Consider the following 13868-nt stretch of genomic DNA (forward strand, 5'->3'; position numbering starts at 1 on the left):
TGTGGGAAAAGTTCAGTGACTCCGAAGGTTCAGTGACTCCATAGTTGAGAACAACCAGCCTGACCACACGATAAACGAAAAAGCCGTTCACGTCGCCATGAACGGCCTTTTTGCAGAACTCGAAAGCCGATCAGTTCGAACCCGCGACCTTCGGCGCGTCTTCGTAGATCAGCAGCGGTTTGCCGTCGCCGTCGATAACGTTGTCGTCGATGATGACCTTGCTGACACCTTTCATTTGCGGAAGGTCGTACATGACATCAAGCAACGCCTGTTCCAGAATCGAACGCAGGCCCCGCGCGCCCGTCTTGCGGCGGATCGCCTTACGCGCCACGGCCTGCAACGCGGCCGGACGGATTTCGAGCTCGACGCGCTCCATGCTGAACAGCTTGTGATACTGCTTGACCAGCGCATTCTTCGGTTCGACGAGAATCTTCATCAGCGCCGCTTCGTCGAGCTTGCCGAGCGTGGCGACCACCGGCAGACGGCCGATCAGCTCCGGAATCAGGCCGAATTTGATCAGATCTTCCGGCTCCACTTCGCGCAGCACTTCGCCGGCGTCGCGGTCCTGCTTGCTCTTCACGCTCGCGCCGAAACCGATGCCGGTCTTCTCGGTGCGATCGACGATGACCTTCTCAAGGCCGTCGAACGCACCGCCGCAGATGAACAGGATGTTCGTCGTATCGACCTGGATGAAGTCCTGGTTCGGATGCTTACGGCCACCTTGCGGCGGCACCGACGCCATCGTGCCTTCGACCAGCTTCAGCAGAGCCTGCTGCACACCCTCGCCCGACACGTCGCGCGTGATGGACGGGTTGTCGGACTTGCGACTGATCTTGTCGATTTCGTCGATGTAGACGATGCCGCGCTGAGCCTTGTCCACCTCGTAATTACAATTCTGCAGCAGCTTCTGAATGATGTTCTCGACGTCTTCGCCGACATAGCCGGCTTCCGTCAGCGTGGTCGCGTCGGCAATCACGAATGGCACGTTCAGAAGGCGCGCGAGCGTCTGCGCAAGCAGCGTCTTGCCGGAGCCGGTCGGGCCGATCAGCAGGATGTTGCTCTTGGACAGCTCGATTTCATCCTTCTTGTCGAGATGCTTGAGGCGCTTGTAGTGGTTGTAGACCGCGACCGCGAGGATCTTTTTCGCGCGCTCCTGACCGATCACGTACTGGTCGAGAATTTCGCGGATTTCCTGCGGGGTCGGCAGATCGGACTTGGACAAGCCGGCCTCGATGCCCGCGCCTGCAGCCTCGTCACGAATGATTTCGTTGCACAGATCGATACATTCATCGCAGATGAATACCGACGGGCCAGCAATCAGTTTCTTGACCTCATGCTGGCTCTTGCCGCAAAACGAGCAATACAACAGCTTTTCGCTGTTAGAACCTTTCTTGTCCGCCATAGATGTGTGAGCCTCCGGACACCGGATTAGATAATACGCCGTTTGCCCCCGCCACGCAGTCTGGGCGCGGCAGGGCTAGTGAGCACGATAACGGCGCTTGCCGCAGACGCCCGGACGGAAGTGGAACATTCACAACCGACCCGATGACGGTTTTGCCGCAACAGTGGGCAAAACAGCAGGGCAAAACCGTACCAGATCAGGGACGCTTGTGCGCCACCTGGTCGACGAGGCCGTACGCCTGCGCGTCATCGCCGGACATGAAATTGTCACGGTCGGTGTCACGCGCGATGCGTTCGACCGGCTGACCGGTGTGGTGCGCGAGCAGATGATTCAGCCGATCCTTCAGGTACAGGATTTCACGCGCCTGGATTTCAATGTCCGATGCCTGGCCGCGCGCGCCGCCAAGCGGCTGATGAATCATCACGCGCGAATTCGGCAGCGCGAAACGCTTGCCCTTAGCACCGGCCGCGAGCAGGAACGCGCCCATGCTCGCCGCAAGCCCCATGCACAGCGTCGAGACGTCCGGCTTGATGAACTGCATCGTATCGTAGATCGCCATACCGGCAGACACGGAGCCGCCCGGACTGTTGATGTAGAAGTAGATGTCCTTGTCCGGATTCTCGCTTTCCAGAAACAGCATCTGCGCAACCACCAGATTGGCCGTCTGGTCGTTCACTTCGCCCACGAGGAACACGATGCGTTCCTTCAGCAGACGCGAATAAATATCATAGGAGCGCTCGCCCCGACCGCTCGTTTCCACGACGATCGGCACCAGACCGAGTGCCTTCGCTTCGAGATCCCGGGACGACTGGGAGGTCAACGTGTCCAGCATTTGGGCGCGAAAGGTCATGCAATGGATCCTTGTCTGGAAATATTCTGAATATTAGCTGCTGGACACAGGTTGGTGCGACGAGCCCGTATTCAAGTGCCGTCTTCGTGTGCGCCGCACGACCGGATCCGCTACGTCACACAGATTCATAGCACAAAAAAACGGCGTGCCGGCCGTCGGTCGCTCCGACAGCCGGCACGCCGTTGCAGCGACGCTTACGCTTGCGCCGTTGCGCTTGCCAGTTCCTCGAAGCTCACTTCCTTGTCCGTCACCTTCGCCTTGCTGAGGACGAAGTCGACGACGTTGGCTTCAACGACATACGCTTCCATTTCAGCAAGACGTTGCTGGTTGGAATAATACCAGCGGACGACTTCCTTCGGGTCTTCGTAGCTTTTCGCGAATTCATCGACTTCGGCACGGATCTGCTCCGGCTTCGCCTGCAGTTCGTTCGCCTTCACCAGCTCGGCCAGCACGAGACCCAGCTTGACGCGGCGCTCGGCCTGCTCCTTGAACATCGCGGCCGGGATCGGCGCGTCCTTCGCGTTCGGCACGCCGCGCTGTTCCAGATCCTGGCGAGCCATCGCGACGAGGCGCTCCTGATCCTGCTCGATCAGCGCGTTCGGGACGTCGAGCTCCGAGATTTTCAGCAGTGCGTCCATCACCTGGTTCTTGACGATGGCTTGCGTGCGGCGCTTCGCTTCGCGCTCGAGGTTGTCCTTGATTTCAGCGCGCATCTTGGTCAGATCGCCGTCTTCGATGCCGAGCGATTTCGCGAATTCGCCGTCGACTTCCGGCAAATGCGGCCATTCGATCTTCTTCATCGTGATCGTGAATTGCGCCGTCTTGCCCGCCACTTCCTTGCCGTGGTAGTCGTCCGGGAACTTCAGGTCGAATTCCTTCGCTTCGCCGACCTTCAAGCCGAGCGCCGCTTTTTCGAATTCCGGCAGCATGCGGCCTTCGCCGAGGATGAAGCCGAAGTCTTCGGCGCTACCGCCCTGGAATGCTTCACCGTCGATCTTGCCGACGAAGTCGACCGTCACGCGGTCGCCGTCTTTGGCGGCCGTGTCCGCGCCGCCGTCGCCGTGCTCGCCTGCCTCGCCGCGAGCGAGGAAGTGCACGCGCTGTTTGCGCAGGATGTCCAGCGTGCGGTCGATTTCCGCTTCGCTGATGCTGGTCATGGTGCGCTCGATTTCAGCCGTGGCGACGTCGCCCAGCTTCACTTCCGGATACACCTCGAAGGTCGCGTCGAACGCGTAGCTGCCTTCACCAGCGTCGGTCTTCGGCGCGAAGCTCGGCTGACCCGCGACACGCAGGTTTTCGGTGCGGCTGATGTCGAAAAATTCCTTGCCGACCTTGTCGCTCAGCACTTCGGCTTCCACCTGGCCCGAATACTGTTGCGTCACCATCTTGAGCGGCACCTTGCCCGGGCGGAAACCCGGCATGCGCACGTTCTTCGCGAGTTGACGGATACGCGAATCCACTTCCTTCTGCACGGCATCCTTCGGCAGGGAAATCGTCACGCGGCGTTCGAGCTTGCCGAGGTTTTCAACAACGTTAGCCATGGCTTCAATCGTCCTAAAATTATTCGAGCGAATCAGTTATCTTCTCCGTGCTGCCCGTCGATGTCGCTTCGCATCGATTTGCGCCGATTGCATCGATCACGCACCTGCGCCGCGGGCTTGCAGGCCGTCGGCAGCACGGTTGAGTCCAAAGAGCCGAATATTTTAGCAAACTATTTGCGCGCCTAGCCGGGATTCGATGATTGCATCGAGTTTTCCCTGCATTCCGGGCGTTTTGAGCGCCATTTTCGGTTAGTTTTGACACAGCGAGCGCGATTTGCCGCTGGCATCGCTATCCGGTTAGCGTCGTGCGTTCCTCGGCGCTCTTTCGTCATGCAACAGAACGTTCGCGTGGACGCTCGCACCCGCTCGCGGCCGACGTGTCGTGGCCGCGATCCCGCCTATGCCTTTCGACATATTCAGCCGACGCCCCCATGCTGATAAGCTAACGCACTCGGTCGGGCCGCCACCGCCGGTCACCGGCAGCCGGTCGCTTCATCCGCTCCGGCAACCGCTTACAACGACTCAAACCTCTCAGAGACACCATGCCGAATTCGTCGTCCTCGCCTGTCGTCGTCATCGCTCCCGATTCATTCAAAGGCTCGCTCAGCGCGGAACAGGTCGCGCAAGCGATCGCATCCGGCGTCGAGCGCGCACGCCCCGACGCGAGCGTGCGCATCTGTCCGATGGCCGACGGCGGCGAAGGTACGCTCGACGCAATGCTCACGAGCGGCGGCGAGCGCCGCACGCTTAGCGTGCGCGGCGCGGCCGGTCCGACGCGCGCAGCGCTGACGGGCCTGCTCACGGACGGCAGCGCCATCATCGAAACGGCGGAAATCGTCGGCATTACGGACCCCGTCGGCATGGGCGTGCCGGTCGAGGCGCGCAGCACGCGCGGCATGGGCGAAGCGATTCGGGCGCTGCTTGATGCCGGCGTGCGGCGCTTTTTCGTCGCGCTCGGCGGCAGCAGCACGAACGACGGCGGCGCCGGCCTGCTGACCGGCCTCGGCTTGCAACTGTTCGACGCGCACGGCAACGTACTCGAAGGCACACCCGAGCAGCTTGCGCGCGTGGCGCGGGTCGATGCGTCGCTGCTCGACGCGCGGCTTGCCGACACGCAGTTCGTCGGCATGTCGGACGTCGACAATCCGTTGACCGGCGCGCACGGCGCGACCGCGATCTTCGGTCCGCAAAAAGGCGTGAAGCCAGAACAGGTCGCGCCGATCGACGCGGCGCTCGCGCGCTTCGCCGATCTGCTCGAAGCCGCGCTCGGCCGCACCGCGCGTGACCTGCCGGGCGCGGGCGCGGCGGGCGGCCTCGGCTTCGCATTGCACATGCTCGGCGCGCAGTTCGAGCCGGGCGCGGAAACCGTCGCGCGGCAAATCGGCCTCGACGCCGCGCTCACGGGCGCCAACTGGCTGATCACCGGTGAAGGCCGTTCCGACGTACAGACGCTGCACGGCAAGGCGCCGTTCATCGCCTGCGCGCATGCGCGTGCCGCGGGCGTGCCCGCCACGCTGCTGTCCGGCGCGATCGACCCCGCCGCGCTGCCGCGTCTTGCCGAATACTTCGGCGGCTGCTTTTCTCCGGCGCCGGGGCCGATCACGCTCGACGTCGCGATTCGCGACGCGGCGCGCCTGCTCGCCAACGAAGCCGAGCAGCTGACGCGCCTGAAATACGGCGTGCGTTGACCCGCGAAACGGTTGCCGCAACAATCACAGCGCCACGACCGTTCCACTCATCACGGGGTGACCATGAAGGACTCCGCCAAAGCCGGGCTCGAGCAGTTCCTCACGTATCGTCTGCATGTACTGAACAAACTGGCCGAGCGCGGCATCAGCGCGCGCTACGCGGCGAAGCTCGACGTGACGCTGCCCGAAGCGCGGGTGATTGCGACGGTGGGATCGTTCGGACCGTTCTCGATCATGGAGTTGGCACGCCATGCCAATCTCGACAAAAGCCAGGCGAGTCGCGCGGCCGAAGCGCTGATCCGGCAGGGACTCGTGCAGCGCGAAGCGAGCGCCGCGGACGGCCGCGTCGTGCTGGTCTCGCTGACGCAGGAAGGCCGCGCGCTGTATCGCAAAGTGATGCCGATCGCGCGCAAGTGGAACGGCGATATGTTCGACTGCCTCGACGAAGAGGAAAGGGCCGCGTTCGGCGCGGCGCTCGACAAGGTGATCCGTGCCATGAACGCGCAGGAGTGATAGCGCGCGGCGAACCGGCCGTGTTTGAAAAGCGCCGTTTCACGGCATTGGGCGGCGCGTGTCAAAATTGAGCCTCGGCCAACGCGCCTTCACCCTCTTTTTCATCCAGGGACGCTTCAGTGGACATCAACAAACAGGTCGCGGCACTCACTGCGTCGGAACTCCAGACCGCCGGCGCGAGCCAGGCGAGCGCGATCGCGGTCAGCGTCGTACTGCGTCATCTTCGTTCGCCGGAACTGGCGAAACTGCTGTCGTCGGCATTTGAAAATCATCAGGCGGTGATGCTGCAAACGCCATGGCCGGACCAGATGCTGCAGGCGTTCGAGTCGACGCGCCGTTTCCTCGAAGGCGCCGCGCAAGCGGAATTGCCGGGCTCGCAGGAAGTGCCGGGAACGCCGGGTGCCTGAGTCGCGCGGTCGCGATGAAAGGCAGCGGAGCAACACTGAGGCCTTTCAGAAGACCGCGCAAAAAAGAAAAAACCCCGTCGGTCCAAAGACTTGACGGGGTTTTTCTTGACTACCAATAAGTGGTGCGAGGGAGGGGACTCGAACCCCTACACCCTTGCGGGCGTCAGGACCTAAACCTGGTGCGTCTACCAATTTCGCCACCCTCGCAGCCGGGTACGCCGCAAAGCGTCGCGCCCGATTGTCCTGTGCACTCCCAAGCGCGCTGAACACGTGCCCGAAAGCGTAAGCGCGAGATTCTAACCGATTGATTCGCGCTTGTCTGCACCCGACGGTATCTGCGCGCGCGACGCCGATGCTACAATTTTCGGCTCGTCGAGACGGGCGCCGCGACGGACGTCGGCGCCCTTCTCGCCAGTCCTTCCCCACACTCTCATCCCGTGAATTTCGACGACTATTGCCAGCAGAAAGCGGCGCCCCCAGGATCGAGCACCTACTATGCGCTTCGCCAGGCGCGCGCCGCCAGTCAGCCGCTGTTGACGGCGCTCTTCGCATTGCGTCGCGAGTTCGAGGAAACGGTCAAGGAGACGAGCGATCCGGCGGTCGGCCGCACGAAGCTCGCGTGGTGGCAGAAAGAAATTGCCGCGCTGGCCGCCGGCTCGCCGTCGCATCCGGTGTCCAAGGCACTCGCGGCCTATCTGCCCGACGCGCAGGCCGAATATCCGGCTCTGCAGGAACTGCTCGCGGGCTTCGAGATGGATCTCGACCAGGCACGCTATCTCGACTATCCGAACCTGCGGCGCTATGTGCAGGGTGTCGGCGGCAATTTTGCGTCGCTGGTGTCGCGCGCGGCTGCAACCGGGTCGGCCGACGATGCCGCGCATGCGTCGGCGTGGGCCGCTCCGCTCGGCGAGGCGCTGATGCTCGCGCAGTTCGTCGCCGAAACCGGCAACGATGCCCGGCACGGCCGCATCTACGTTCCGATCGACGAGATGCAACGCTACAACGTCACCGCCGCCGATCTGATCAACCGCAAATACACCGACGCTTTCACCGAGCTGATGCGGTTCGAAACGAATCGCGCGCGCGACGCGGTGCAGACCGCGCTCGCCGCGGTGCCCGCCAGCGCGCGGCGCGCGCAGCGCACGCTGCTCGCGCTCGCGGCGCTTGCGTTGGCGTTGCTCGATGAAATCGAGCGCGACGGTTATCACGTGCTGCATCAACGCATCGCGTTGACGCCGATCCGCAAGCTATGGATCGCGTGGCGCGCGAAGTAGCCTGAGCGCCGGGCGCGTCGATTCGCGCCCAGCGCCCAGCGCTCACGCCCGCAGCAACGGCAGCGGCTCGAGCCGCTGCTGCAGAGTCGCAGGCGCGTCCAATCCCCACCAGGCCCGAGCACCGTCGCATAAAGCTGGCGAAAATCCACGCCGACCGGCAGGTTGCCATTCCCATCGAGCCGCGCAAGCATCGGCGGCACGCCAAACAAACCGCCCTGCACGCGACCGCCCGTCACGAAGTGCGGCGCCACCGTGCCGTGATCGGTGCCGTTGCTCTGGTTCTCGCGCGGACGGCGCCCGAATTCCGCGTACGTCATCACGAGCGTATCGTTCCACCGGCCCAACTCGACGAGCGCGGCCTGCATCGCCACCATCCCTTCCGCGAACTGTTTGAGCAACTCGGCCTGTTGTCCCGGCTGGTTCTGGTGCGTATCGAAACCGTTCAGCGTTAGCCGGATCACGGCCACGCCCTGCCCGCTCAACGGCTGCTCCAGTGGCGCGCGTCCGGCGCCAGCTATCTTCAGCGTGTCCGAAGCGGCCAGCACCTGCATTGCCGTTTTGATCGAACTGCCGAACGCGCCGCCCGGAAACGCGGTCTTCAACTGAGGCTGCCTTTGCGTCGCACGCAGACGACCGGCCGGTTTCACGATGTCGTTTTCGACGTCGAGAATAGGCGCGAGCGCGGGATTGACCAGCGCGATCGCGCGCGCGCCGTTTGCGAGCGGCCCCATTTCGGCGCTGCCGATCACGACGCCGTCGGCCGCGAAACCGATGGGCACCGGCCTCATCGCGAACGCGCGCGTGAGCCAGCCGTCGCGCAGATATTGGTCGGAGCGTGAGCGGTATCCCAGATCTCGATCGAACGGAAATGCGACAGGTTCGGCTGCGCATAGCTGACGCCCTGCACGATCGCGAGCTGCCGGCTGCGCGAGAGCGGCATCAGCGGCTCCAACGCGGGATGCAGCGCGGTGCGCTCGTCGAGCTGGATCATCTGTTCGCGTTTGATGCCGATGTTTTTGCGCAGCACGAGGTACGCAGGATCGGCGAACGGGATCACGGTGTTCAAACCGTCGTTGCCGCCTTTCAGCGTCGAACTGTTGATCCAGGACGGGCCGCCCGGCCATCCTTTGAGGTTCGGCGGATAGAACAGGTTGTCGCCGAGCGCGCGTAGCGTCACCTCGATGTCATAACCGCTCGCGCGAAACTGCATGGCGATCGGCTCGACGCGTGCCGGGTCCGGCGTGTCGGAGATGCGACGCTGATCCGGCGTCCATGCGTTGCGCTCGGCGCGCGTTGGGATCGGCTCGAATACAGTCGGGAGGTCGCGATATCGATTCGCGGCGCGCGCTCGTGAGTGGCGTGACATCGTGAGCCGAGGCGCCTGTATGCACCAAGACGCGCACAAAAACGCGCCGGCGCTGGCGACTCAACGGAGCAGCGGATCAGAAAGTGGACGCTGAAGATGCAACGGGATTTTTCACGCGGCAATGCGCGCGCTGGGATTAACGCTTGTACAACTCGCGCACGGCGTCTTCGATGTGCTGCCGCAACAGCCGACGCTCTTCGGGCGTCATATGCCCGTCGCGGCGACGTTGATCGAGATCGGGGGGAACCGCGGTGCGCAGCATCGCGTCAGAGGCAGGGCGATCGATGCTCGGGTTGTGGCGGCTGGTTCTGCCATTACCCGAGCGGGGCGCATGCTCGCTCGCCGCTCTATCCGCGGACGGCTGCGCATGAGCGAGCGTCGGGCCCAGTGTGCCTGCCAGCGTACCGGCAACCGCCAGTGCAATCACGCTCAGGCGCACGTTCGGCCAAACCCCTCCCTTCATGTTGTTCCCTTCGTGGCGCGGCAACCGGCTACCTCAGATGCGTATACAAACCCCGGTAACAGCCGGGTGCGAGAGTTTTGTCGAGTGAAGTATCCACCGAACAGCCGCATTCAGTAAAGCAGTCTAAACGCGCATACTTTACGTCGCGCCACACCGCGGGTAAATTTTGTAACCGACTGTAACCCCAGAAATGGTGTAACCGCGCACCACTTTCTAATCGCGCTAAGATGCCGACCATGGAAACCAAAAACCCTTCGAAAATCCTCGTCGTCGACGACGATCCACGCCTGCGCGATCTTCTGCGCCGCTACCTCGGCGAACAAGGCTTCAACGTCTACGTCGCCGAAAATGCGCCGTCAATGAACAAGCTCTGGGTGCGCGAGCGCTTCGATCTGCTGGTGCTCGATCTGATGCTGCCCGGTGAGGACGGCCTGTCGATCTGCCGGCGACTGCGCGGCAGCAACGACCGCACGCCGATCATCATGCTGACGGCCAAGGGTGAGGATGTCGATCGCATCGTCGGCCTCGAGATGGGTGCCGACGACTATCTGCCCAAGCCGTTCAATCCACGCGAACTGGTCGCGCGCATTCACGCGGTGCTGCGTCGCCAGTCGCCGTCCGAGTTGCCGGGCGCTCCGTCCGAGACCACCGAGGTCTTCGAGTTCGGCGAGTTCGCGCTGAATCTCGCCACCCGCACGCTGACCAAGGCCGGCCAGGAAATTCCGCTCACCACCGGTGAGTTCTCGGTGCTGAAGGTATTCGCGCGTCATCCGCGTCAGCCGCTGTCGCGCGAAAAGCTGATGGAACTCGCACGCGGGCGCGAATACGAGGTCTTCGACCGCAGCCTCGACGTGCAGATCTCGCGTCTGCGCAAGCTGATCGAGCCGGATCCGGGCAGCCCGCGCTTCATTCAGACCGTGTGGGGCCTCGGCTACGTCTTCATCCCCGACGGTGCAGCCTGAGTTTGTGCTCCGTTTTTGTTTCTGTGTCACATAAGAAGGGCCCATGCGGATCGACCGGCGCCTCCTGACGCTCGCGTTCGGCGGCCTTTTCTGGCGGACCTTTCTGCTGATCGCGCTGTTGATCGCAGTCAGTCTCGCCGCGTGGTTCCAGAGCTTTCGCGTGATCGAGCGTGAGCCGCGCGCGCAGCGCGTGGCTCTGCAACTCGTCGCGATCGTCAAGCTCACGCGCACCGCACTCCTCTATTCCGATCCTGACCTGCGGCGCGCGCTGCTGCAGGATCTGGAGAGCAACGAAGGAGTGCGCGTGTACCCGCGCGAACCCACCGACAAATACAAACTCCAGCCCGACGAATCGTTGAATCGCCTGATCGAACACGACATCCGCGGCCGTCTCGGCGACGACACCATAATCGCGCAGAGCGTCAACGATATCAACGGCGTATGGATCAGCTTCAAGATCGACGACGACGATTACTGGGTCGCGCTCGACCGCGATCAGCTCGACAACGCCACCGGCCTGCAATGGGCCGGCTGGGGCGTGTTCGCGCTCGCGCTGTCGCTGTTCGGCGCGGCGTTCATCACGAGTCTGGTGAACCGGCCGTTCGCGCGTCTGGCGATGGCCGCGCGCCGGGTCGGCTCGGGGCAATCGCCCGAGCCGCTGCCCGAGCGCGGCATGGGTGTGGCCGCCGAAACCAATCGAAGCTTCAACCAGATGGTGCGCGACCTCGAACAGCTCGAGGCGGACCGCGCGCTGATGCTCGCGGGCATCTCCCACGATCTGCGCACGCCGCTCGCACGGCTGCGGCTCGAGACCGAAATGAGCCCGTCCGATCAGGCCACCAAGGACGCGATGGTCGACGACATCGAGCAAATGGACATGATCATCGGCCGCTTCCTCGACTACGCGCGTCCCGTTCAGCGTGTGCCGGAACCGGTGGACCTCTCGGTGATCGCGAGCGAACTCGCCGCACGCATGCAAAGCGAGGACAGCATGCGGCTGATCACGCGGCTCGCTCCGTCGGCGGTGATCGAGGCCGATGAAACCGACATGCGTCGCGTGGTCGGCAATCTGCTCGAGAACGCGCGCAAATATGGCCTCAGCGACGGCGACGGTGTGCCGCGCGTCATTCTCGAAACGCGCGTGTCCCACTCGCGCGTCGAACTCTCGGTGGTCGACGAAGGCCCCGGCATTCCCGAAGACCAGCTCGCGCTCGTCACGCGGCCGTTCTATCGTGTGAATTCGGCGCGCACCCAGGCCAACGGCACGGGCCTCGGCATGGCGATCGTGCAGCGGCTCGTCGCCCGTTATCGCGGCGCGCTGCGGCTTCGCAACCGCTCGCCCGGACCCGGGCTTGAAGTGACGATCGAGTTTCCGCTCGCGAAAAGCGCGTGAGCCGAGGACGCGCGGCACCGCGCGCCGTCGCTATTCGAAACACGCCGCTTGTTGCGACTTCCGAAGGAGCCTTTGCATGAAAACCGTTGGCGATAAACTCGAAGCGTTCACCGTCATTGCCGCCAAGCCGGGCTTCAACCATCACGAAGAACACGGCGTCTCGGCGTTCGAATACATCACCGAGCAGTCGTTTCCAGGCAAATGGAAAATCATTTACTTCTATCCGAAGGATTTTTCGTTGGTCTGCCCGACGGAAATCGTCGAATTCAGCAAGCTCGTCAAGGAGTTCGAGGACCGCGAGGCCGTGCTGCTCGGCGGCAGCGTCGACAATGAATACGTGAAGCTCGCATGGCGCCGCGAGTACAAGGAGCTCGACAGGCTCAACCACTACTCGTTCGGCGACGTGAAAGGCGAGCTGATCGACCAGCTCGGCGTGCGCGACAAGGAAGCGGGCGTCGCGCTGCGCGCGACCTATATCGTCGATCCGGACAACACGATCCAGCACGTGTCGGTCAACAATCTGTACGTGGGCCGTAATCCCGAAGAAGTGCTGCGCATCCTCGACGGCCTGCAAACGGACGAGCTGTGTCCGAGCAATCGGACGATCGGCGGCGCGACGCTGTAAGCGGCACCGCCCGTCACCCAAACAAAAATCCCGTTCAGCTCCTGACCAACAACACCGCGGCCTGCGCCTCGATGCCCTCGCCGCGGCCGAGATAACCGAGCTTCTCGTTCGTCTTCGCCTTGACGTTCACGCGCTCGATCGGCAGACCGAGGTCCGCCGCGATATTGGCGCGCATCCCTTCGATATGCGGTGCGAGCTTCGGCGCCTGCGCGATCACGCTGCTGTCGACGTTGCCGATCGCAAAACCGGCCGCCTTCACGCGCGCCACGCATTCGCGCAGCAGCACGCGGCTGTCGGCGCCGGCGAACTTCGCGTCGGTATCGGAGAAGTGGCGGCCGATATCGCCCAACGCGGCCGCGCCAAACAGCGCATCGGTGATCGCATGCAGCAGCACATCCGCGTCCGAGTGACCGAGCAGCCCGCGCTCGTACGGAATCGTTACGCCGCCGATGATCAACGCGCGCCCCGGCACCAGCGCATGCACGTCGTAGCCCTGCCCAATTCTGAAATCCATGTGCGTCACGCCCTCAAGTGCTGAAGCTTTTAAAGCTTCTTTAAAGCCTTTCTAAATCTTTCCAATCTGCCCAGGCGCGGTTTCACGAACCGGCGGGGCGGCTCAGAATCGCCTCGGCCAGATCGAAATCTTCCGGATACGTGACCTTGAAGTTCCGCAGGCTGCCTTGCACGAGCTTCGGCGCGTGGCCCGACCATTCGATCGCGCTCGCCTCGTCGGTCAGATCGTGGCCGTCGGCCTGGGCGCGCAGGATCGCCTCGCGCAGCATGCCGATGCGGAACATCTGGGGCGTCTGCGCCTGCCACAAGCCGTCACGTGCTTCGGTATGGGCGATGCGGCCATCGGCCGACGCGCGGTCGATACGCTTCAAGGTATCGGCGACCGGCAACGCCATGATGCCGCCGACCGCATCGTCCTTGAGCGAACCGATCAGCGTGCGGATCAGCGCCGGCGTGATGCCCGGCCGGGCCGCGTCGTGCACGAGCACCCAGTCGGCGTCGTGGGCGCCGAACTCGGCGAGCGCGTGCAGACCGTTGAGCACCGACGCCTGGCGCGACGCGCCGCCCACGCGACGCACCGCGAAGCGCAGATTGCCGAAGCGGCGGGCGTCGAAGTGCTGGTCGTCGGGCGCGATGACGACGAGCGTCTGCGTGAATTCGCTGCACGCGTCGAACGCGGCGAGCGAGTAATGCAGCATGTCGCGGCCGGCGACAGTGCGGTATTGCTTGGGCATCGCGGCGCCGGAACGGCTGCCGGTGCCTGCGCACGGGATCAGGGCAAAGAGACGGGAAGTCACGAGTGCGGATGCCGCCAGGTCAAAGTAAAGGACGGATTTTATAATAGGTCCTTCGCATCCACGCCCGTACACGC

Annotated in this window: 13 protein-coding genes, 1 tRNA gene and 1 pseudogene; 7 read left to right on the forward strand and 8 right to left on the reverse strand. The window is 63.5% G+C overall.

Features of this window, described 5'->3' with window-relative positions:
• Nucleotides 1–130: 130 nt before the first annotated feature.
• The 3 genes from clpX to tig form a co-directional block, all read right to left on the reverse strand.
• Nucleotides 131–1402, reverse strand: coding sequence for an ATP-dependent Clp protease ATP-binding subunit ClpX (gene clpX / locus OKW39_RS02475; RefSeq protein ID WP_013089402.1), 1272 nt, complete (start codon nucleotides 1400–1402; stop codon nucleotides 131–133).
• A 196-nt stretch (nucleotides 1403–1598) separates the two neighbouring features.
• Nucleotides 1599–2252, reverse strand: coding sequence for an ATP-dependent Clp endopeptidase proteolytic subunit ClpP (gene clpP / locus OKW39_RS02480; RefSeq protein ID WP_429361301.1), 654 nt, complete (start codon nucleotides 2250–2252; stop codon nucleotides 1599–1601).
• A gap of 194 nt (nucleotides 2253–2446) precedes the next feature.
• Nucleotides 2447–3793, reverse strand: coding sequence for a trigger factor (gene tig / locus OKW39_RS02485; protein ID WP_187610119.1), 1347 nt, complete (start codon nucleotides 3791–3793; stop codon nucleotides 2447–2449).
• Nucleotides 3794–4335: 542 nt separating this feature from the next.
• Between tig and OKW39_RS02490 the strand changes: the two genes are divergently transcribed.
• From OKW39_RS02490 to OKW39_RS02500, 3 genes are all read left to right on the forward strand, one after another.
• Nucleotides 4336–5481: a glycerate kinase gene (locus OKW39_RS02490; RefSeq protein WP_429561980.1), complete on the forward strand. Its 1146-nt coding sequence runs from the start codon at nucleotides 4336–4338 to the stop codon at nucleotides 5479–5481.
• A gap of 63 nt (nucleotides 5482–5544) precedes the next feature.
• Nucleotides 5545–5994 carry a MarR family winged helix-turn-helix transcriptional regulator gene (locus OKW39_RS02495; RefSeq protein WP_429561981.1) on the forward strand — a complete coding sequence of 150 codons (450 nt, stop codon included), beginning with the start codon at nucleotides 5545–5547 and terminating at the stop codon, nucleotides 5992–5994.
• Nucleotides 5995–6113: 119 nt separating this feature from the next.
• The gene (locus tag OKW39_RS02500) at nucleotides 6114–6401 is read left to right on the forward strand and encodes a hypothetical protein (protein ID WP_090804736.1); all 288 of its coding nucleotides are present in this window, start codon (nucleotides 6114–6116) and stop codon (nucleotides 6399–6401) included.
• Between the two features lie 120 nt (nucleotides 6402–6521).
• Here OKW39_RS02500 and OKW39_RS02505 read toward each other — a convergent pair.
• Nucleotides 6522–6608, reverse strand: a tRNA-Leu gene (locus tag OKW39_RS02505).
• 230 nt (nucleotides 6609–6838) lie between these two features.
• On the opposite strand from OKW39_RS02505, the gene OKW39_RS02510 reads away from it, so the two are divergent.
• Nucleotides 6839–7675 (forward strand): squalene/phytoene synthase family protein, encoded by an 837-nt coding sequence (locus OKW39_RS02510; protein WP_429361305.1) that lies wholly within the window; start codon nucleotides 6839–6841, stop codon nucleotides 7673–7675.
• 42 nt (nucleotides 7676–7717) lie between these two features.
• Here OKW39_RS02510 and OKW39_RS02515 read toward each other — a convergent pair.
• Both OKW39_RS02515 and OKW39_RS02520 read right to left on the reverse strand, forming a co-directional pair.
• Nucleotides 7718–8762 (reverse strand): annotated as a pseudogene (locus OKW39_RS02515) (DUF1501 domain-containing protein); the annotation flags it as partial.
• A gap of 415 nt (nucleotides 8763–9177) precedes the next feature.
• Nucleotides 9178–9504 carry a hypothetical protein gene (locus OKW39_RS02520; protein ID WP_187610122.1) on the reverse strand — a complete coding sequence of 109 codons (327 nt, stop codon included), beginning with the start codon at nucleotides 9502–9504 and terminating at the stop codon, nucleotides 9178–9180.
• Between the two features lie 227 nt (nucleotides 9505–9731).
• On the opposite strand from OKW39_RS02520, the gene ompR reads away from it, so the two are divergent.
• The 3 genes from ompR (at nucleotide 9732) to OKW39_RS02535 (ending at nucleotide 12484) form a co-directional block, all read left to right on the forward strand.
• Nucleotides 9732–10466: a two-component system response regulator OmpR gene (gene ompR, locus OKW39_RS02525; protein WP_006048917.1), complete on the forward strand. Its 735-nt coding sequence runs from the start codon at nucleotides 9732–9734 to the stop codon at nucleotides 10464–10466.
• Between the two features lie 43 nt (nucleotides 10467–10509).
• Nucleotides 10510–11859 carry an ATP-binding protein gene (locus OKW39_RS02530; RefSeq protein WP_429336409.1) on the forward strand — a complete coding sequence of 450 codons (1350 nt, stop codon included), beginning with the start codon at nucleotides 10510–10512 and terminating at the stop codon, nucleotides 11857–11859.
• Between the two features lie 76 nt (nucleotides 11860–11935).
• The gene (locus OKW39_RS02535) at nucleotides 11936–12484 is read left to right on the forward strand and encodes a peroxiredoxin (RefSeq protein ID WP_090804730.1); all 549 of its coding nucleotides are present in this window, start codon (nucleotides 11936–11938) and stop codon (nucleotides 12482–12484) included.
• A 34-nt stretch (nucleotides 12485–12518) separates the two neighbouring features.
• Here the strand turns inward: OKW39_RS02535 and ispF are convergent, their stop codons facing one another.
• On the reverse strand, nucleotides 12519–12998 hold the full coding sequence (ispF, locus tag OKW39_RS02540; protein WP_018432029.1) for a 2-C-methyl-D-erythritol 2,4-cyclodiphosphate synthase: 480 nt from the start codon (nucleotides 12996–12998) through the stop codon (nucleotides 12519–12521).
• Nucleotides 12999–13080: 82 nt separating this feature from the next.
• On the reverse strand, nucleotides 13081–13794 hold the full coding sequence (ispD, locus tag OKW39_RS02545; protein ID WP_429449702.1) for a 2-C-methyl-D-erythritol 4-phosphate cytidylyltransferase: 714 nt from the start codon (nucleotides 13792–13794) through the stop codon (nucleotides 13081–13083).
• Nucleotides 13795–13868: the final 74 nt, after the last annotated feature.

This window comes from Paraburkholderia sp. MM6662-R1, assembly GCF_050436245.1.
Lineage (GTDB): Bacteria > Pseudomonadota > Gammaproteobacteria > Burkholderiales > Burkholderiaceae > Paraburkholderia > Paraburkholderia tuberum.